The organism is Rhodococcus sp. P4_C10, from assembly GCF_056402135.1.
In genome coordinates this window covers 59,152-79,520 of record NZ_JBFUHZ010000020.1, presented here as the reverse complement: position 1 = coordinate 79,520, position 20,369 = coordinate 59,152, and the positions used below count along the sequence as shown (strand labels likewise).

At 71.5% G+C, this 20,369-nt stretch carries 13 protein-coding genes and 2 tRNA genes; 8 read left to right on the top strand and 7 right to left on the bottom strand.

Features of this window, described 5'->3' with window-relative positions; all coding sequences use genetic code 11:
- Positions 1-279 precede the first annotated feature (279 nt).
- Positions 280-361 (bottom strand) — tRNA-Leu (locus AC1DWC_RS15770).
- A gap of 500 nt (positions 362-861) precedes the next feature.
- On the opposite strand from AC1DWC_RS15770, the gene AC1DWC_RS15765 reads away from it, so the two are divergent.
- Both AC1DWC_RS15765 and acpS read left to right on the top strand, forming a co-directional pair.
- The gene (locus tag AC1DWC_RS15765; protein WP_477909477.1) at positions 862-10,161 is read left to right on the top strand and encodes a fatty acid synthase subunit beta domain-containing protein; all 9,300 of its coding nucleotides are present in this window, start codon (positions 862-864) and stop codon (positions 10,159-10,161) included.
- On the top strand, positions 10,161-10,592 hold the full coding sequence (gene acpS, locus AC1DWC_RS15760) for a holo-ACP synthase AcpS (protein ID WP_477909475.1): 432 nt from the start codon (positions 10,161-10,163) through the stop codon (positions 10,590-10,592). Before AC1DWC_RS15765 ends, acpS begins: the two co-directional genes overlap by 1 nt.
- A gap of 25 nt (positions 10,593-10,617) precedes the next feature.
- On the opposite strand, the gene AC1DWC_RS15755 is transcribed toward acpS, so the two are convergent.
- The 3 genes from AC1DWC_RS15755 to AC1DWC_RS15745 form a co-directional block, all read right to left on the bottom strand.
- The gene (locus AC1DWC_RS15755; protein ID WP_072845007.1) at positions 10,618-11,307 is read right to left on the bottom strand and encodes a TetR family transcriptional regulator; all 690 of its coding nucleotides are present in this window, start codon (positions 11,305-11,307) and stop codon (positions 10,618-10,620) included.
- A 92-nt stretch (positions 11,308-11,399) separates the two neighbouring features.
- Positions 11,400-12,182, bottom strand: a complete 783-nt coding sequence (locus tag AC1DWC_RS15750) for an ABC transporter permease (protein WP_477909473.1) — start codon at positions 12,180-12,182, stop codon at positions 11,400-11,402.
- Positions 12,179-13,153 (bottom strand): ATP-binding cassette domain-containing protein, encoded by a 975-nt coding sequence (locus tag AC1DWC_RS15745; RefSeq protein WP_477909471.1) that lies wholly within the window; start codon positions 13,151-13,153, stop codon positions 12,179-12,181. The genes AC1DWC_RS15750 and AC1DWC_RS15745 overlap by 4 nt, the downstream gene beginning before the upstream one ends.
- A gap of 68 nt (positions 13,154-13,221) precedes the next feature.
- Between AC1DWC_RS15745 and AC1DWC_RS15740 the strand changes: the two genes are divergently transcribed.
- The 4 genes from AC1DWC_RS15740 to AC1DWC_RS15725 all read left to right on the top strand — a co-directional run bounded on the left by AC1DWC_RS15740 (position 13,222) and on the right by AC1DWC_RS15725 (position 17,479).
- Positions 13,222-14,028, top strand: coding sequence for a TetR/AcrR family transcriptional regulator (locus AC1DWC_RS15740; protein WP_477839885.1), 807 nt, complete (start codon positions 13,222-13,224; stop codon positions 14,026-14,028).
- A 142-nt stretch (positions 14,029-14,170) separates the two neighbouring features.
- Positions 14,171-15,634 carry a glutamate/gamma-aminobutyrate antiporter GadC gene (gadC, locus tag AC1DWC_RS15735; protein WP_477839883.1) on the top strand — a complete coding sequence of 488 codons (1,464 nt, stop codon included), beginning with the start codon at positions 14,171-14,173 and terminating at the stop codon, positions 15,632-15,634.
- 1 nt (position 15,635) lies between these two features.
- On the top strand, positions 15,636-16,112 hold the full coding sequence (locus AC1DWC_RS15730; protein ID WP_477909469.1) for a hypothetical protein: 477 nt from the start codon (positions 15,636-15,638) through the stop codon (positions 16,110-16,112).
- Complete coding sequence (locus AC1DWC_RS15725) at positions 16,112-17,479, top strand: M20/M25/M40 family metallo-hydrolase (protein WP_477909483.1); 1,368 nt, start codon at positions 16,112-16,114, stop codon at positions 17,477-17,479. The genes AC1DWC_RS15730 and AC1DWC_RS15725 overlap by 1 nt, the downstream gene beginning before the upstream one ends.
- 91 nt (positions 17,480-17,570) lie before the next feature.
- On the opposite strand, the gene bcp is transcribed toward AC1DWC_RS15725, so the two are convergent.
- On the bottom strand, positions 17,571-18,044 hold the full coding sequence (bcp, locus tag AC1DWC_RS15720; protein WP_477839878.1) for a thioredoxin-dependent thiol peroxidase: 474 nt from the start codon (positions 18,042-18,044) through the stop codon (positions 17,571-17,573).
- 137 nt (positions 18,045-18,181) lie between these two features.
- On the opposite strand from bcp, the gene AC1DWC_RS15715 reads away from it, so the two are divergent.
- Together AC1DWC_RS15715 and AC1DWC_RS15710 are read left to right on the top strand one after the other, a co-directional pair.
- Positions 18,182-18,403 (top strand): DUF3618 domain-containing protein, encoded by a 222-nt coding sequence (locus tag AC1DWC_RS15715; RefSeq protein WP_072844876.1) that lies wholly within the window; start codon positions 18,182-18,184, stop codon positions 18,401-18,403.
- 8 nt (positions 18,404-18,411) lie between these two features.
- Positions 18,412-18,897, top strand: coding sequence for a hypothetical protein (locus AC1DWC_RS15710; protein WP_477909467.1), 486 nt, complete (start codon positions 18,412-18,414; stop codon positions 18,895-18,897).
- A 66-nt stretch (positions 18,898-18,963) separates the two neighbouring features.
- Here AC1DWC_RS15710 and AC1DWC_RS15705 read toward each other — a convergent pair.
- A tRNA-Lys gene (locus AC1DWC_RS15705) sits at positions 18,964-19,036 on the bottom strand.
- Between the two features lie 109 nt (positions 19,037-19,145).
- A complete protein-coding gene (locus tag AC1DWC_RS15700) occupies positions 19,146-20,363 on the bottom strand; it encodes a DUF2254 family protein (RefSeq protein ID WP_477909465.1) in 1,218 nt (405 codons plus the stop codon).
- Positions 20,364-20,369 lie beyond the last annotated feature (6 nt).

The window sequence follows — 20,369 nt, the reverse complement described above, 5'->3', positions numbered from 1 at the left end:
AGATCCAGCCAATCTTGGCGGGCTCGCTTGTGAGGTCTACTACGAGCGGTTCGGGGAGCCGCTAGACCTGATCTAGATGTGGTTCCCAGGCCGGTTGCGAACAGCGTGGCGTGACGCACCGGGCGGGCTCTCACGATCATCGCGGTCTCGCTGCGCCGTCGACGTCGATTACCTGCCGACCCGTCGCGGCAGATGTCACCCGACCACCCGACAAAAACGAGGTCACGACCTCTTTCGAGTTCGTGACCTCGTTTGTGCAGTTCCAGGAACTGCTTGTTGTGCGCGAGGGGGGACTTGAACCCCCACGTCCTAGGACACCAGGACCTAAACCTGGCGCGTCTGCCAATTCCGCCACTCGCGCGTGACCGGGACAGACTACGCCACCGCGTTGCCCCGAATCCTCCCGGTGCTGGATGCGTAGTCGCGGTGCCGGCCGGCCGGTTTCGGGCGGTCTCGACGGGGCAGTCGGGCATCCCCGCCCCGGCCGGCGGGGAGCCGCGCATCCCGCTTCGCGCCGCGTCGGAAGGGCCTTGACGGGTCCGTCGGAGCCCGGTCGGCGCTGTGGCATATATAACAACTTTATAACGATCAATATGAGGAGTTCCTCAGATTTGCCGACGCCCTGTTTTTGGCTCAGCCAGCGCGTTCTTTTCCTACTCGCGAGTCACTTCGGAGCCGCTTTTGTGACCTGCATCACGCCTACTACCTGGTAGAACGCTTGTCCAGGTCGCAAACGTGAGGAAGTCCTCATGATTCTGTGCAAACCTGACGGGGCCCGTCGAAGGACTCCCGCGTGCTCGCCGATAGGCCGCGTGAGGCTTCAGATCTCGGTGGGTTCCGACCAGGAGAGGACTGTCCAGCGTGACGATCGACGAGAGCACACCAGCGGGCCAGGGGAACGGCGCCGGACGGTCGCGGTTCGCACCGAGCGCCGGACCGGCGAAGTCCCCCCTGCGTGACCGCTTCCTGTCCGGTGAGCCCTACGCCCTCGCCTTCGGCGGCCAGGGCGCCGCGTGGCTGAGCCCCCTCGAAGAGCTGATTCGCGACAACGGCCTCGAGCCCGACATGACCGCACTGGTCAACGAGGCCGCCGCGCTGCTCGCGCCCGTCGCCCAGGATCTCCTCGTGGTCCGGCCCGCCGGCTTCGACCCGATCGGCTGGATCCTCGAGCAGGACGTCGTCGACGAGGGCGCCGCCCCGGCCGGCCCGTCGGCCGCCGCACTCACCTCCGCCTCGGTGTCCCTGCCCGGCGTGCTCCTCACCCAGATCGCGGCCCTGAAGTCGCTGCGCCTGCAGGGCCTCGACCCCGAGCGCACGCCGCCTGTCGCCGTGATCGGCCACTCGCAGGGCCTGCTCGCCGCCGAGTCCGTCGCCACCGGTGGCAACGCGGACGCCTCCCTCCTCGCGATCGCGCAGCTGATCGGCGCGGCCGCGGTCCTGGTCGGCCGTCGTCGCGGCGTCCTCGGCGGCGCCGAGCGCGCCCCCATGCTCGCCGTCTCCGACGTCGACCCCGCCCGGATGCAGGCCATCGTCGACGAGGTCGGCCGCGGCCTCGACCGCGAGTGCGCGGCTGTCATGGCCATCCGCAACGGTCGCCGTCGCGTGGTGCTCTCCGGCCCGCCTGCGCAGCTCGCCCGCGTCCAGCAGCGCGCCGAGCAGGTCGCCGCCGACGAGGCCCGCGAGCGTGACGCCAAGAAGCGCGGCGGTGCCGTGTTCTCGCCCGTGTTCGAGCCGCTCGCCGTGGAAATCGGCTTCCACCACCCCGCGCTCGCCGACGCCGTCGACACCGTCGGCGCCTGGGCCGTGCGCTGCGGCCTCGATGCAGACCTCGCCACCCGCCTCGCGCGCGCCTGCCTCACCGACTCGGTCGACTGGGTCGTCGAGGTGGACAACGCCGTCGACGCCGGCGCGTCCTGGATCCTGGACCTGGGCCCGGGCGACCTGCTCACCCGGATGACCGTCAACGCACTGCGCGGCCGCGGCGTCGGCATCGTCGCGGCCTCCACCCGCGGCGGCCAGCGCAACCTGCTGACCCCCGGCGCGGCGCCCGACGTGCAGAAGGCGTGGACCGAGTTCGCCCCCACCCTGGTGACGCTGCCCGACGGCAAGGTCGCCACCTCCACCGCCTTCACCCGGCTGACCGGCCGCTCGCCCATCCTGCTTGCGGGCATGACCCCGACGACGGTCGACGCCAAGATCGTCGCCGCGGCGGCCAACGCCGGCCACTGGGCCGAGCTGGCCGGCGGCGGCCAGGTGACCGAGCAGATCTTCACCGACCGCGTCGCCGAGCTGCAGACCCTGCTCGAGCCGGGCCGCGCCGTGCAGTTCAACTCGCTGTTCCTGGACCCCTACCTGTGGAAGCTCCAGCTCGGCGGCAAGCGCCTCGTGCAGCGGGCCCGCGCCGCCGGTGCCCCGATCGACGGCGTCATCGTCACCGCCGGCATCCCCGAGCTCGACGAGGCCGTCGCGCTGATCGAGGAGCTCGGCGAGGCCGGCATCAGCCACGTCGCGTTCAAGCCCGGCACCGTCGCGCAGATCCGTTCGGTGATCCGCATCGCCAACGAGGTCCCCGACTACCCGGTCATCGTCCACATCGAGGGCGGCAAGGCCGGTGGCCACCACTCCTGGGAGGACCTCGACGACCTCCTGCTCACCACCTACGCCGAGCTGCGCGCCCGGCCGAACCTGGTGATCTGCGTCGGCGGCGGCATCGGCACCCCGGAGCGGGCAGCTGAGTACCTCACCGGCCGCTGGTCCGAGGCGGCCGGCTACCCGGCCATGCCGGTCGACGGCATCCTGGTCGGCACCGCGGCGATGGCGACCCTCGAGGCCACCACCTCGCCCGAGGTCAAGCAGCTGCTCGTCGACACCCCCGGCACCCCCGACTGGGTCGGTGCGGGCACCGCGGCGGGCGGCATGGCCTCCGGCCGCAGCCAGCTCGGCGCAGACATCCACGAGATCGACAACGCGGCCTCGCGTACCGGCCGCCTGCTCGACGAGGTCGCCGGTGACGCGGACGCCGTCGCCGAGCGCCGCGACGAGATCGTCGCCGCCCTCGACGGCACCGCGAAGCCGTACTTCGGCGACGTCGCGACCATGAGCTACGAGCGCTGGCTGCGTCGCTACCTGGAGCTGGCCGTCGGCATCGACTCCGCGAAGGTCTTCGACTGCGGCACCGACTGGTCCGAGGCCTACGCCGACGCCACCGAGTCCGTGTGGCTCGACGTCACCTGGCGCGACCGCTTCGGCCAGATGCTGCAGCGCGCCGAGGCCCGGCTGCACCGCAACGACCGCGGGCCGATCCAGACCCTCTTCGCCGACGAGGCGACGCTCGAGCGGCCCGAGGCCGCGCTGTGCGCCCTCACGGCCGCCTACCCCGACGCCGTGGACACCGTGCTGCACCCGGCGGACGTCCCGTTCTTCACCTCGCTGTGCAAGATCGCCGGCAAGCCGGTGAACTTCGTGCCGGTCATCGACAAGGACGTCCGCCGCTGGTGGCGCTCCGACTCGCTGTGGCAGGCCCACGACCCGCGCTACTCCGCCGACCAGGTGTGCGTCATCCCGGGCACCGTCGCCGTCGCGGGTATCACCCGAGTCGACGAGCCGGTCGGCGAGCTGCTCGACCGCTTCGAGCGCGCCACCACCGACGAGCTGCTCGGCGCGGGCGTCACACCCACCGAGGTGACCGCCCGCCGCCACGGCACCCAGGCCCGCGGCCTGCTCGCCGTCGTGCTGGCCTCGCCGGACGTGCTGTGGGCCTCGCGCCTGACCCGTAACCCGGTGCACCGCCTCGGTGACCTCGCCGCATGGACCGTCGAGGAGGAGTCCGCCACCCACGCCACCACCGGTGCCGTGCTGCGCGCCGTCGACGCCGAGACCGCCGAGCTCAGCGTGCCGCTGGTCGCGGGCCGCGCGGTCACCATCCGCCTGACCGTGCCCGCCTCCACCCGTGACGGCGGCGCCCCCGTGGTCACCGACGCCGACGCCGAGGCCGCCATGTCCGCGCTGCTCGGCGTGGCCGCCGGCCAGGACCTGCCCGCCGTCAAGAACGCCACCGCCCGGCTGAACGTCGCCTGGATCCCCGACCTCGTCGCGGACCACGCCGGCGTCACCGCGTCCGGCCTGCCGGAGTCGCTGACCCCCGGTGCCGGCGCCGTGCCCGACGTCATCGTCGGAGCCTGCTGGCCGGCCGTGTTCGCCGTGCTCGGCGCCGCGACCACCTCCGAGGGCATCCACGCCATCGAGGGCATGCTCGACCTGGTGCACCTCGACCACGCGGTCAACCTGGTCGACGCCGTCCCGGCCGACGCCGCCGTGCTCACCGTCAAGGCCGAGGGCATCTCCGTCGTCGACACCGACATGGGCCGCGTCGTCGAGGTCCACGTCGAGGTCGGCGCCATGCGCGGCGAGGAGGGCACCGCCGCCCCGACGTTCGCCACCATGGTGGAGCGGTTCGCGATCCGCGGCCGCACCGGCAAGGGCGAGCTGGCCGACCCGGTCCGCGCCGGTGGTTCGCTGACCGACGCCGCGACCGACACCCCGCGCCGCCGCCGCCGTCAGGCGACGATCGTCGCGCCGCGTCACATGGGTGCCTTCGCCCGGGTCTCCGGCGACCACAACCCGATCCACACCTCCGACGCCGCGGCGCTGCTCGCGGGCCTCGGCAGCCCGATCGTGCACGGCATGTGGCTCTCCGCCGCCGCCCAGCAGGTCGTCACCGCCGTGGACCCGTCGGCCACCGTCCCCGCGCGCCGGCTCACCGCCTGGACCGCACGCTTCCTCAGCATGGTCCGGCCCGGGGCCGAGATCGACGTCCGCGTGGACCGCACCGCCTTCGACGGCGGCGCCGAGGTCATCGAGGTCGGCTGCCGCGTCGACGGCGAACTGGTGATGGTCGCCTCCGGCCGCACCGACGCGCCGAAGACCGTCTACGCCTTCCCCGGCCAGGGCATCCAGCGTCCGGGCATGGGCCTCGACGCCCGCGCCCGCTCCAAGGCCGCCCGCGAGATCTGGGACCGCGCCGACAAGCACACCCGCGGGGCCCTCGGCTTCTCGATCCTCGCCGTGGTCCGCGACAACCCGACCGTCCTCAAGGCGCGTGGGGTCACCCACAAGCACCCCGACGGCGTGCTGCACCTGACCCAGTTCACCCAGGTCGCCATGGCCGTGCTGGGCGTCGCCCAGGTGGCGGAGCTGCGCGAGGCCGGCGCCTTCGTCGAGGACTCACTGCTGGCCGGCCACTCGGTCGGCGAGTACAACGCGCTCGCCGCCGTCGCCGGGGTGCTGCCGCTCGAGGCCGTCCTCGAGGTGGTCTTCCAGCGCGGCTCCGCGATGCACGCACTGGTGCCCCGCGACGCGGCGGGCCGCTCCAACTACCGCCTGGCCGCGATCCGGCCGTCGCAGATCGGCGTCGCCGACGAGGACCTCGCCGAGTTCGTGGCGGGCGTCGCCGCGGAGACCGGTGAGTTCCTCGAGATCGTGAACCTGAACCTGCGCGGCTCGCAGTACGCCATCGCCGGCACCGTCGCGGGACTCGACGCGCTCGAGCAGGAGATCGACCGCAAGCGCGCCGAGACCGGCGGCAAGCGGGCGTACATCCAGATCCCGGGCATCGACGTCCCGTTCCACTCCACCGTGCTGCGCGGGGGTGTCGACGACTTCCGCGAGCGGCTGCTGCACCTGCTGCCGCAGGAGATCGACCCCGCCATCCTGATCGGCCGGTACATCCCGAACCTGGTGCCCAAGCCGTTCAACCTGGGCCGCGACTTCGTCCAGGAGATCGCCGACCTGGTGCCCTCGGAGCCGCTGGCGGAGGTCCTCGCGGACTTCGACGCGTGGGCCGCACGCCCCTCGGACCTGTGCCGCGTGGTCCTGGCCGAGCTGCTGGCCTGGCAGTTCGCCAGCCCGGTCCGGTGGATCGAGACGCAGGACCTGCTCTTCGGCGACGAGTCCGACGGCGGCCTCGGGGTCGAGCGCTTCGTCGAGATCGGTCTCGGCGCGGTCCCGACCGTGGCGAACCTGGCCTCGCAGACGCTCAAGCTGCCCGGCCGCTTCGGCAACCCCGTCGAGGTGCTCAACATCGAGCGCGAGGCCGGCGTGGTGTTCTCCACCGACACCGACCCGGCGCCCGTCGAGGACGACGAGCCTGTGGCAGAAGCGGTTTCGGAGGCGCCCGCCGCCGCGGCCGCACCGGCACCCGCCGCGGCCCCGGCCGCCCCGTCCGGCGGACCGCGCCCCGACGACATCGCATTCGCCGCGTCCGACGCGACGGCCGTGCTGATCGGGCTGTGGACCAAGCTGCGCCCGGACCAGGTCGGCCCCGCCGACACCATCGAGGCGCTGTGCGACGGCGTGTCCTCGCGCCGCAACCAGCTGCTCGTCGACCTCGGTGCGGAGCTCTCGCTCGGCGCCATCGACGGCGCCGCGGACGCGGACATGGGCGCGCTGGCGGTCACCGTCAACAAGCTGGCCCGTACCTACAAGCCGTTCGGCCCGGTGCTCACCGACTCCCTGAACGACCACCTGCGCAAGGTGTTCGGCCCCTCGGGCAAGCGCCCGGCGGCCATCGCGGAGCGCGTCACCAAGGTCTGGGAGCTCGGCGCCGGCTGGGCATCGCACGTCACCGCCGAGGTGGCGCTCGGCACCCGCGACGGCTCCAGCGTCCGGGGCGGGTCGCTCGGCGGCCTGCACGAGGGCGCGCTGTCCGACGGCGCCGCGGTGGATGCCGTGATCGACGCCGCGGTCCAGTCCGTGGCCTCCCGTCGCGGCGTCGCAGTGTCGATGCCCGCCGCCGGTGGCGGCGCGGGCGGCACCGTCGACGCGGCCGCGCTCGGCGAGTTCACCGAGCACATCACCGGACGCAACGGCGTGCTCGCCTCCGCGGCCCGGCTGGTGCTCGAGCAGCTCGGCCTGGCCGACGAGGCGGTCTCGGCCGCTCCCGACGCCGACACCGAGCTGGTCGACCTGGTCTCCGCCGAGCTCGGCTCGGACTGGCCCCGACTGGTCGCCCCGGCCTTCGACGCGCGCCGCGCGGTGCTCGTCGACGACCGCTGGGCCACCGCCCGCGAGGACCTGGCCCGGCTGTGGCTCGAGTCCGACGCGTCCGCGCTGGAGACGGTGAACTTCACCGGCGCCGGCAAGACCGTGGCCGCCCACGCCGCCTGGTGGCAGCAGCGGGCACAGGCGGAGGGTCGCGCCGAGCTGGCGACGACCTACGCCCGGATCGCCGCCGACGCCGTCGCGTCCGACGACCAGGCAGCCGAGTGGGCCGACCAGGTCGCCGTCGTCACCGGCGCCAGCAAGGGCTCCATCGCCGCCTCGGTGGCGGGCAAGCTGCTGCGCGGCGGGGCCACGGTCTTCGTGACCACCTCGCGCCTGGACTCGGAGCGGCTCGGCTTCTACCGGAAGCTGTACCGCGCCAACGCTCGTGCCGGTGCCGCCCTGTGGGTGGTGCCCGCGAACATGGCGTCCTACTCCGACGTCGACGCGCTGATCGAGTGGATCGGCAGCGAGCAGACCGAGACCGCCGGCGGCGCCAAGAAGCTGGTCAAGGAGGCCGTCACCCCGACGATGCTGTTCCCGTTCGCCGCGCCCCGCGTGGGCGGCGAGCTCTCCGACGCCGGCGCCCGCGCCGAGATGGAGATGCGGGTGCTGCTGTGGTCGGTCGAGCGGCTGATCGGCGGGCTGTCGAAGATCGGTTACGACCGTGACGTCGACACGCGCCTGCACGTGGTGCTGCCCGGCTCCCCGAACCGGGGCCTGTTCGGCGGCGACGGTGCCTACGGCGAGTCCAAGGCCGCGCTGGACGCGGTGGTCATGCGCTGGAACGCCGAGCGCAACTGGGCCGAGCGGGTCACCCTGGTGCACGCCCTGATCGGCTGGGTGCGCGGCACCGGGCTGATGGGCGGCAACGACCCGATGGTCGAGGCCGTCGAGGCCAAGGGTGTGCGCACCTGGTCGACCGAGGAGATGGCCGAGCAGCTGCTGGCCGGCTGCACCCCGGAGACGGTCCGCGCGGCCGTCACCGCACCGGTGCAGCTCGACCTGACCGGCGGACTCGCCGACGTCGACCTGGACCTGGTCGCCCTGGCCCGCGACGCGGCGGACGCCGAGAAGGCCGCCGCGGCAAGCGAATCCGCAGCGGACGAGGACGGCACCATCGCGGCGCTGCCCGCGCCGCCGCGCCTCGCCGCCGCGCTGCCCGAGATGGTCTGGCCCGAGCTGGACGTCAACCCGTCCGACCTGGTGGTCATCGTCGGCGCCGGCGAGCTCGGCCCCTACGGCTCCTCCCGGACCCGTTTCGAGATGGAGGTCGACGAGGAGCTCTCGGCGGCAGGCGTGCTCGAACTGGCCTGGAACACGGGACTTCTCACGTGGGAGAACGACCCGGTCGCCGGCTGGTACGACACCGAGTCCGGTGAACTGGTGCCCGAGGCGGAGATCGCCGAGCGCTACCACGACGCGGTCGTCGAGCGGTGCGGCATCCGCACCTACGTCGACGAGGGCGCCATGGTGGACAACACCGCGCCGCTGCTGACGTCGGTGTTCCTGGACAACGACCTGACCTTCGTGGTCGGCAGCGAGGCGGAGGCCAAGGCCTTCGTCGAGTCCGACCCCGAGCACACCGTCGCGGCGGCCGTGCCGGACAGCGGCGACTGGCAGGTCACCCGCCGGGCCGGCACCGAGATCCGGGTGCCGCGCAAGGCGAAGCTCACCCGCACGGTGGGCGGGCAGATCCCGACCGGGTTCGACGTCACCAAGTGGGGCATCCCCGCGGACATGGCCGGATCCGTGGACCGGGTCGGCCTGTGGAACCTGGTCACCACGGTGGACGCGTTCCTGACCGGCGGCTTCACCCCGTCGGAGCTGCTGCGCTGGGTGCACCCGTCGACGGTGGCCAACACCCAGGGCACCGGCATGGGCGGCATGACGTCCATGCGCTCGCTCTACATCGACACCCTGCTCGGCGAGTCCCGCGCGAACGACATCCTGCAGGAGGCCCTGCCGAACGTCATCGCGGCGCACGTGGTCCAGTCCTACGTCGGCGGCTACGGCGCGATGGTGCACCCGGTCGCGGCGTGCGCCACGGCGGCGGTGTCCGTCGAGGAGGGCGTCGACAAGATCCGCCTCGGCAAGGCGCAACTGGTGGTCGCCGGCGGCTTCGACGACCTCGGCATCGAGGGCATCGTCGGGTTCGGCGACATGTCGGCCACCGCCAAGTCGGCCGACATGACGGCCAAGGGCATCGACGAGCGCCGCTTCTCGCGGGCCAACGACCGTCGTCGCGGCGGCTTCGTCGAGTCCGCCGGTGGCGGCACCATCCTGCTGGCGCGGGGCGACCTGGCGCTGGAGATGGGCCTGCCGGTGCTCGGTGTGGTGGCGTGGGCCGGTTCGTTCGCGGACGGCGTGCACACCTCCATCCCGGCCCCCGGAATCGGCGCCCTGGGTGCCGGTCGCGGCGGCCAGGACTCGCAGCTGGCGCTCTCGCTCAACGCGCTCGGCGTCACCGCGGACGACATCTCGGTGGTCTCCAAGCACGACACCTCGACGGCGGCCAACGACCCGAACGAGGCCGAACTGCACGAGCGTCTGGCGGCGGCCCTGGGCCGCAGCGAGGGCTCCCCGCTGTTCGTGGTCTCGCAGAAGTCGCTGACCGGTCACGCCAAGGGCGGCGCCGCGGCCTTCCAGCTGATCGGGCTGTGCCAGGTCCTCGGCCAGGGCATCGTCCCGCCGAACCGCAGCCTCGACTGCGTGGACCCGAAGATGGCCGAGTTCGAGCACCTGGTGTGGCCGCGTGAGGCGATGCGCTTCGGCGGCAGCTTCCCGCTCAAGGCGGGCCTGCTCACCAGCCTCGGCTTCGGTCACGTGTCCGGACTGATCGCGGTGGTCCACCCGCAGGCGTTCGTCGAGTCGATCCCCGCCGCCGAGCGGGCCGACTACCTGGCCCAGGCGCAGGAGCGGACCCTCGCCGGTCAGCGCCGGCTCGCGTCGGCGATGTGCGGTGGCGCGGACCTCTACGAGCGGCCCGCGGACCGTCGCTTCGGCGGCGACTCGGTGCCCGCCCAGGCGGCCCGTCAGCTCGAGGCCGACATGCTGCTCACGTGCGAGGCGCGCCTCGGCGACGACGACGTCTACCGTTCCGGTCTGCCGGGGTGCCAGTAATGGCCATCCTGGGAATCGGGTTCGACCTCGTCACCGTCTCGGAGTTCGCGGAGCAGCTGGGACGCCCCGGCACCGCGATGCTCTCGAGCTTCCGGCCGGGGGAACGGCGGTACTGCGAGTCGAAGAGCACCGAGCCGGCGCGTCACTACGCGGTGCGCTGGGCGGCCAAGGAGGCGGTCATCAAGGCCTGGGCGTCCTCCCGGTTCGCCCGGCCGCCCGCCGTCGGTGACAACGCGTACGCACAGATCGAGGTGGTCAACGACGCCTGGGGCCGGCCGAGCATCAAGCTGCACGACGAGGCCGCGGAGTTCCTGCCGGGCGCCATCATCCACCTGTCGCTGACGCACGACGGCGACATGGCCGGGGCGATGGTCGTGATCGAGGAACCGGACCCCCCCCCCCGGCCTCGTTCGTCTGTGTCGTGTCCGTGATCGGGAGCCGAGCGCCCGGGGGACATCAGTGAGAGCGGGACTCCTTCTCCGCCACGAGGAGATACGCGACCATCAGCCGCTTGAGTTCGTCGACGGCGTCGGCGTGGCTCTGGCCGTCCTGCACCGAGAAGTTCAGCATCGAGTACACGACGTGCACCAGCACCTCGGCCATCATGATCCGACGGTCCCGCTCGGTGCGTGGGGTCAACGGGGCCAGCATCAGGGCGATCTGCCCGGCCAGCCCCTTCTCCTGGATCTTGCCGGTGGCGCGGGTGGACGGGGTGGACTGCATGGCCAGCCACACCTCCCGCCGGGACGGGTCCGAGGTCCACAGCTTTGCCAGGTGGTCGACGAAGTTGTTGAGGAAGCGCAGCCAGTCCAGCGACGGCACCTCGCCGTTGAACTGCTCGAGCTCGTCGCGGACGTCGGCGAAGTCCTGCCGGTTCAGCTCGCACACGATGACGTACTTGTTGGCGAAGAACTGGTAGAGCGTGCCGATCGGGACGTCCGCGCGGGAGGCGACCTCCTCACAGGTGAACGACTCGAAACCGACCTCGGTCAGCAGTTCGCGCGCGGAGGAGAGCAGGGCGTCGAACTTGCGCTGGCTGCGCTCCTGAGTGGGGCGCTTGCGGGGCAGCAACTCCTGCGGATCGTCCGGGCTCTCCAGAGCCGGGTCCGCGCGTCGCGAGGCTCGACTGCTGGTGATGGCTTCCACCACCCCAGGTTAACCGCAGGGGCTCGGGTTTCGACGCACCCCATGGTCTGGTGTTTCTCCCGGTACCGGATACCTCGGACGGGGCCGGGATTTCAGGCGGCGACGCGCCGGCGGTAGAGCACGGTCGACCAGGCGAAGCCGGCCACGGTGATCGCCGCGCACCAGCCGAGGGCGAGCCAGGCGCTGTTGCCGATCTCGGTGCCCATCAGCAGTCCTCGGACGGTCTCGATGATCGGGGTGACCGGCTGGTTCTCGGCGAACCACTGCAGCCACGAGGGCATCGAGTCGGCGGGCACGAACGCGCTGCTGACGTAGGGCAGGAACATGATGGCGAAGGTGAACCCGCTCGCCGCCTCCGGGTTCTTCGCGAGCAGTCCCAGAGCCGTCGACAGGTACGACAGGGCGAAGATGAAGCCGCCGATGACACCGAGAACCCCCAGCCACCGCAGCGGGTCGGTGGTCGGGCGAAAGCCCAACAGCAGCGCGACCGCGATGACGATCGCGGTGGTCGCCAGGTTGCGGACCACGCTGACGAGCACGTGCCCGGTCAGGAACGACGACTGCGCGATGGGCAGGGTGCGGAAGCGGTCGATGATGCCCTCGGTCATGTCGGTGGACACGCTGACCGCGGTGGTCGATGCGCCGAATGCCGCGCACAGCAGGATGATTCCGGGGACGACGTAGTTGATGTACTCGGTGCCGGTGTCGATCGCGCCACCGAAGACGTACACGAACAGCAGCATCAGCATGATCGGCAGCGCCGCCGCCATGAGCATGGTGTCCGGGCTGCGCAGGACGTGTTTGAGGTTGCGTCGCAGCATCACCGTCGAATCGGCCACGACATAGGTGAGTTCACGATCGGTGTGGGTGCTCATCGGGCCGCCGCTTTCGTCGAGGTGGGGCCGGGCACGCGCGGTGCGCCGGTGAGGGCGAAGAAGACGTCGTCGAGGTCGGGTGTGTGCAGGGCGAACCTCTCGACCGCGAGGTCGGGGGAGTCGATTCGATCCAGCAGCTCCTTGAGGGAGGCGACGCTGCCGTCGGTGGGTACCTCGACGGTCAGGGTGGCGTCGTCGGTGACCGCACCGGGCAGGGCACCCGCGGCGAGGTCGAACTGGGCACGGTCGGCGAACTGCAGTTCCATGCGGCCGCCGTCGACCAGTCGCTTGAGTTCGTCGGGGGTGCCCTCGGCCACGATCCGGCCGCCGTCGATGACGGCGACACGATCCGCGAGTTGGTCGGCCTCCTCGAGGTACTGCGTGGTCAGGAAGATGGTGACACCGCCGTCGGCGAGTTCGCGGATGACGGACCACATCTCACGACGGCTGCGCGGGTCGAGTCCGGTGGTCGGCTCGTCGAGGAAGACGACCTTCGGGTGCGCGACCAGGCTCATCGCCAGGTCCAGCCGACGCGCCATGCCGCCCGAGTAGTCCTGCGCCCGGCGGTCGGCCGCGTCGACGAGGTCGAATCGGTCCAGCAGTTCCGCCGTGCGGCGACGGGCCTCGCTCCGGCCGAGGTGGTTGAGTTCGGCTACGAGCACGAGGTTCTCGCGGCCAGTCAGCACCTTGTCGACCGCGGCGTACTGGCCGGTGACGCTGATGCGGCGGCGCACCGCCCGCGCGGCGCCGGGGAGCGGGTGTCCGGCGACGCTCACCTGCCCGGAGTCGAAGGGCAGCAGCGTGGACAGGATGCGCACCGTGGTGGTCTTGCCCGCACCGTTCGCGCCGAGCAGGGCGAAGATCCGGCCGGCAGGCACGTGCAGGTCCAGGCCGTCGAGAACGGTGTGGTCGCCGTAGGACTTGGTGAGGCCGGAGACGTGAATCGCCCCGGTGGGTTCGTCGTGAGTCATCAGTCTTCTCCCGGAATCGGAAACTGTGTATGCCATATACTTCGGTTTATAACGTACACAGTTTTACGATGAGCGCAAGAGGTGACGACGGGAGCGGTACGGACATGGACACGAGTGGTGCGGACACCACGGGGACAGGCGATCTGCCCCGAGCCGTCAGGCTCGCCTGGGGGCTCACCGAACCGGGCAGTCGGGGGCCGCGCCGCGGGCTGAGTCTCGAGAAGATCCTCGACACCGCAATCGAAGTCGCGGATGCGGAGGGTGCCGCGTCGCTGTCGATGGCCCGCCTGGCCAAGGAGCTGGGCTTCACGACCATGTCGCTGTACCGGTACGTCAAGAGCAAGGACGAGCTGATCGAGCTGATCACCGACCGGGTGGTGGGGCCCGCGCCGCACATCGAGCCGGGCACGCCGTGGCGGGATGCGTTGGCGCAGTGGGCCACCTCCGAGTACGAGGCGCTGATGCGGCACCGGTGGTGGCTGCAGCTGTCCCTCGGGGGCGTGCCGCCGACCGGACCCAACAACATCGCGTGGCTCGAGGCCGGACTCGGCTGCCTGGCGGACACCCCGCTGCCGCCGCCGCTGCGTTTCCAGATCGTCCTCAACACCTCGCTGTACGTGATCGGACGGGCCCGCTTCGCCGCGGACTTCGAGGCGGCCTCCGCCACGGTGTCGCCCGAGTACGCCGCCGCGCTGGACTATTCGGTGTTGCTGCCGCAACTGCTCGACCCGGCGAAGTTCCCGCACCTGACCGCGGCGGTCGCGGACGGCGCATTTGACGCCGACCCGGACGTCGACTGGGACGACGCGGACTTCACCTTCGCGCTCGCCCTGCTGCTCGACGGCATCGAGAAGCTGATCGACGCGCATCGCTGAGCCGCGCCCGGTCGGCTCATCCGATCCGGGTGAAATCCGGTCCGGGCCCGCATGATCGAGTGCACGCCCCAGCGGTAGAGGGGACAGTGTGGGTGGGAGCCCGCCGACTCCGCGGCGGCCCGTCCGACGGGATGGTGACCGAATGAGCGTGGACACGACAGGGGAGCCGAGTTCCACCGCGGCGCACCGGAAACCACCCGCGCCGCGCCAGCAGTACATCACCTGGATAGCCCTGGCCATGATGACCACCAGTTCGGTGGCCAGCCTGCGGTCGGCCCCGTCGATGGCCGTGTACGGGCTGGCCTGCGTGTTCCTCTACCTGGTCCCGGCGCTGGTGTTCCTGCTGCCGACCGCGCTGGTCTCCGCCGAACTCGCGTCGGGTTGGGCGGGCGGCGTCTACCGCTGGGTGGGCGAGGGGATCTCGGACAAGGCCGGGTTCCTGGCCGTGTGGTGCCAGTTCGCGATGACGATCTTCTACTATCCGACACTGCTGGCGTACGTCGCGAGCACCTTTGCCTACGTGGTGAACCCGCAACTGGCATCGAGCGGCCCCTACACCGCGATCGTGATCGTCACCCTGTTCTGGGCCGGGGTGTTCGTGTCCTCGCGGGGGATGAAGGCGGTGGCCGGACTCTCCAGCGCCGGGCTGGTGCTGGGCACCCTGATCCCCGGCGTGCTGCTGATCGTCATGGGCGTGGTGTTCCTCGGCCAGGGCAACCCGTCCGCGGCCCCGATGGAGTTCAGTGCGCTGCTGCCGGCCTGGACCGGCGTCGCCAGCCTGGTGCTCATCGTCAACAACTTCCTGTCCTACTCGGGCATGGAGATGAACGCCGTGCACGTCTCGAGCCTGCGCAAGCCGGCCAGCGAGTTCCCCCGCGCGATGTTCGTGGCGATGGGGCTGGTGCTGGGCATCTTCATCCTGCCCGCCATCGCCATCAGCTGGGTGGTGCCGGCGGAGAGTCTGTCCCTGACCGCGGGCGTCATGCAGGCCTTCGACACCTTCTTCGCGCACTTCGGGTTCGGGTGGGCCACACCGATCCTCGCGCTGATGCTGATCGCGGCGTCACTGGGCGGCATGCTCACCTGGCTGGCCGGGCCGTCGAAGGGCCTGCTGATGATCGGCCGGCAGGACGGCTTCCTGCCGCCGATCCTGCAGCGGCTCAACGTGCACGGGGTCCAGCAGAACATCCTGGTGGCGCAGGGCGCGGTGACCACCGTGATCGCGCTGCTCTACGCGTTCATCCCGGAGGTCTCCAGCGCGTACTGGATCCTCTCGGTCATCACCACACAGGTCTACCTGGTGGTGTACGTGCTGATGTTCGTGGCGGCGATGCGGCTGCGGCGTCAGCAGCCGGACCACCCCCGCGGCTACCGCGCGCCCGCGTTGTTCCTGCTGTGCTGGGTGGGCCTGGTCGCCAGCGTGGCGGCGTTCTGCATCGGTTTCGTACCGCCCTCGCAGTTCGGCGGCGGCAGCGTGCTGGTGTACGTGCTGATCGTCGGCGGCGGGTTCGGGATCGTGGGCCTGGGTGTGCCGCTGCTGATCCTGGCGCTGCGCAAGCCGTCCTGGAAACAGGAACTCGTCGTGGATCCCGTGAAGGAGGCGTGAGATGGCCGGTACCGCAAAGGACGACGGCGTGAGCATCGCCGCGGTGGACGACCAGCCCACGCGGCCCGAGAACACCCACCGGGTGGTGTACCTGGTGGCGGCCGCCGTCTTCGTGGGACTGGCGGTGTGGGGGCTGGTCGCGTTCAACCAGCACCGGGACGACGTCGCCGCGCAGGACAAGGCGACCGAACTGTCGGCGCGCTTCGACGAGGCCGGATTCGGGACCCTGGACACGGAGGCCACCGCGCGGGTGCTGGGCACCGACGGCGGGGCGGCGTGCAGTGACCCCGGCAGCGCCCTGCGCGACGCCGTGCTGCACCAGCAGATCGTCAGCGGCGCGGCCGGGCCGGGCCAGCGCCCGATCATCGGCACCCGGCAACTGGTCGAGGCCCAGCGCCTGGTGCTCGAGGTCTACTGCCCGGGCGAGCTGGCCGGATACGACGCGCACGTGCGTGACCTGAAACTGGTGGAGGAATGATGGCGGGAAGTCAGACGTCGACGACGGACCAGATCCGCGGCTCGGTGCGGGCCCTGATGCCCACGGCGCGTGAGGAACTCGCGACGCTGGTCGGCTTCCGCTCGGTGGCCGACCCGCGACAGTTCCCGGCGGAGGAATGCGTGCAGGCCGCGCAGTGGGTCCGGGACGCGTTCGTCGCGGCCGGGATCGGCACGGTCGACCTGATCGAGACTGCCGACGGGTCGAACGCCGTCGTCGGGCACCAGCCGGGACCGCCGGGTGCGCCGACGGTGCTGCTGTACTGCCACTACGACGTCCAGCCGCCGGGCGACGAGAGCAAGTGGCACACTTCGCCGTTCGAGCTCACGGAGCGCGACGGTCGCTGGTACGGACGCGGCGCCGCGGACTGCAAGGGCAACATCGTGATGCACCTGCTGGCGCTGCGGGCGCTGGGTACGCCGTTCCCGGTGGGCATCCGGGTGGTCGCCGAGGGCTCCGAGGAGATGGGCACCGGCGGCCTCGAGGCCCTCGTGGAGGAGCGGCCCGAACTCTTCGAGGCAGACATGATCCTGGTGGTCGACACCGGCAACGCGGAGGTGGGCCTGCCGACCGCCACCACCACCCTCCGCGGCATCGCCAACGTGGTGGTGCACGTGGAAACCATGGCGGGGGAGGTGCACTCGGGCATGTTCGGCGGCCCCGCGCCGGACGCGCTGGCGGCGTTGGTGGCGATGCTCGCCACGCTGCGCGACGCCGCGGGCAACACCGTCGTGGCGGGGCTGGACGCCACCCAGACGTGGGCGGGGGCGGACTACCCCGAGGCCCAGTTCCGCACGGACGCAGGCGTGCTCGACGGCGTCGGGCTGGCCGGGACGGGTTCGGTGGCGGACGCGGTGTGGGCCAGGCCGGCGCTGACCATCCTCGGCATCGACTGCCCGCCGGTGGTCGGCTCGGCCGCGGCCGTCCAGCCGCGCGCCTCCGCCCGGCTGAACCTGCGGGTGCCGCCGGGCATGGACCCACAGCAGGCCCAGGACGCGTTGATCGCGCACCTCGAGGCCGCGGCGCCCTGGCGTGCGCGGGTCACCGTCGAGCGGGAGCCGACCGGGTCACCGTTCCGGGCCGGCACCGACGGCCCGGGGTACGCGGCGCTCGGCGCGGCCATGGCGGAGGCGTTCGGCAAGCCGCTGGGCACGGTCGGGCAGGGTGGGTCGATCCCGCTGTGCAACGTCTTCGCGAACCAGGTCCCGGGGGCGGAGATCGCCCTGATCGGGGTCGAGGAGCCGCGCTGCCTCATCCACGCCCCGAACGAGAGCGTCGACCCGTCCGAGATCGAGAACCTGGCGGTCGCGGAGGCGTTGTTCCTGCGCCGGTTCGCCGACACCCGCTGACCACGACGCCCCTGTGCTGACGGTGGCTCTGTGCCTACGACGCCCCCCGCGTCCGGGATTGAACCCGGGCGCAGGGGCGGCGGTCGACGCGTCAGACGGACAGGTCGCGGCGCAGCTTGGCGACGTGCCCGGTGGCCCGGACGTTGTACTGGGCCACCTCGATCTTGCCCTCCTCGTCCACGAGGAAGGTCGAGCGGATCACGCCCTGCACGGTCTTGCCGTACATCTTCTTCTCGCCGAACGCGCCCCACGCCTGCAGCGTGGTCCGCTCGGGGTCGGAGAGCAGCGGGAAGGTCAGCGACTCGGCGTCGCGGAACTTGGCCAGCTTGGCGGGCTTGTCGGGGGAGATGCCGACGACGTCGAGGCCCGCGCCGTTCAGCTCGGCGAGGCTGTCGCGGAAGTCGCAGGCCTGCTTGGTGCAGCCGGGGGTGCTGGCGGCCGGGTAGAAGTACACGATGACCTTGCGTCCGCGGAAGTCGGACAGCGACACCTCCTTGCCGTCGGCGTCGGGAAGGGTGAACTCGGGTGCGGCGTCTCCGGGGGAGAGCTTGATGTTCTCGGTCACGACGTCAGGCTACTTGCTCGACCTCCCCGCCCGCCGTGCTCCGTCGGCCCCGCCGCGGGTTCCTGGCTACGGCCGGGGTGCTCCTCCCGGTACGGTCAAGGCACACACGATCGGCGATGAGAGAAAGCGGGATTCACGTGCCCAGGGACACCGACAGCATCGAGCGCGACATCGAACGGGCGCGCAACCAGCTCGCCAGCACCCTGGACGAGCTCAGCGTCCGCACCAACCCCAAGCGTCTGGTGGAGAACGCCAAGGCCACGCTGGTGGCGAAGGTGAACGAGCCGCCCGTCAAGTACGCGCTGGTGGGCGCGGGCGCACTGGTCGTCGTCCTGGTGCTGCGCAAGATCTTCAGCTGACCTGACCGGTGTCCACCCGGGTGCGCGTGGTCGAGCGGACCTCGCTGGTCGAGGCGCCGCGGAACGAGGTGTGGGCGCGGGTGGTCACGCCGGCGGGCATCAACGGCGAGATGATGCCGGTGATGCGGATGGCGATGCCCCGCGGCCGGCGCAGGCTCACGGTGGACACCGTCGAGGTGGGCCGGGAGGTGGGCCGGTGCTGGCTGTTCCTCTTCGGCCTGCTCCCGTTCGACTACGACGACCTGACGGTGGCCGAGCTGGATCCGGGACACCGGTTCCACGAGCGGTCCACGATGGGATCGATGCGACGCTGGGAACACGAGCGGACGCTGACCTCGGACGGGCCGTCGCGCACCCGCGTGCACGACCGGGTCACCTTCGAGCCCCGTCGGGCGCTGGCCGTGGTCCCCGGACTGGGCGGCCTGCTGGCCCGCGGGATCGGGGCGTTCTTCGCGCATCGGCACCGTCGGCTGCGGCGGCACTTTTCCAGTTAGCGGCCGGCCGGGTCGGTGAAACCACGAAAGCCCCCCTGCTCGTGAAGACCAGGGGGGTTTTTCGGGTGCGCCCACAGGGACTCGAACCCCGGACCCAGTGATTAAGAGTCACTTGCTCTACCAACTGAGCTATAGGCGCATCGCCAGTCGACCGGGTCAGACCCGCTCGCTGCGACGTGGAGAACTTTAGACGAGCGCGCCGCGTGAATCCAAATTCGGCCCCGATTCGGTGTCCGCAGCGGGGGCGATCAGGGTGACTGACCGCTGTCACCGGGCGGCGGGTGAAGGTGTGTGAAGGGTCCGGCCAGTTCGTCGACCCAGTCCTGCCGGGTGCCGAGCATCCGACGGTGGACGGGCGCCGACCGGTTCAGTTCCCGCGCCAGCAGCACCCGGAGTCGGTCGAGGGTCATCGGCGAGGTCGCGGCGGCCGCGATCACGTCGTCGAGGCCGGTCCGCACGAACTCGTCGAATCCGGGCAGCGGGACGACGATTCGCGGTACGCCGGCGCGGTCGACGATCCACAGCGGCGCCGTGCCCGCGGTGGCGACCCGGTCGAGCAGGTCTTCGATCTCGTCGAGCACCTGGACGGCCGTCGCGGGGTCGTTCACCGCGGGCGAGAGGGCTCGCAGCGCGATGTCGGCCAGCAACCGGAGGGCGAGCAGCGGGTCCTGGACGAAGGTTCGCTCCCGGCCACAGGTCAGCGTGTCGAGAACCGTGACGTCCGGCAGGCCGGCGCCGTGGACGTCCGCGACGGGTGCTCCGCGCTGCAGGGTGGTGCCGGGGAGCCCGCGCAGCACGATCACCGCGTTCGCGGCCCGGGCGGCGACCAGGAGCCGGTCGACATCGATCTCCTGCACCACGCTCGGCGGGTGCGGCCAGGTGACCGTCGTGCGCAGCGGCGGCAGCGTAGTCGGCGGCGTGACGGGTTCTCCGGTGGTCTCGGGGTAGAGGGCGGCGAGGATCGTCCGGCCGCGGTCCGCGATGGAGCCCAGGGCCGGGGCCAGTTGGATCGCGGCGAAGGCACGGAGTTGGAGTGTTCGCAGCAGCGCGAGCATCACGAGCAGCAGCAGAAAGGTGATGACGGGCAGGACCACCGAAACCTCGGTCTGGGTGCCGATTGCGAGGGCCGTCGTGATGGCGAAGACGGCCAGGCCGAGGGCGAAGGCGAAGGTCCGCCAGACGATCGGGTCGTCCCGGAACAGCATCAGGCGTGGTGTGAACGTGGTGGCGGCCCACTGCACCACCAGGAAGAGCAGCGAGAAGATCACGGCGACCGCGCCGAGCAGCCCCAGGCCGAAGGTGATCAACAGGTCGGTGACCTGCCGGGCGGGCACGGTGGGCCCACCGGTCACGGTCGGCATGACGAGACCGAGCCCCAGGCCGGCCAGGACCGACAGCAGCTGGGCGAGTCCGGCGCGCAGGCGTCGTCTGTGGCGGCGGAAGACCTGGCCGACGGGGGTGGGCATCGGTCA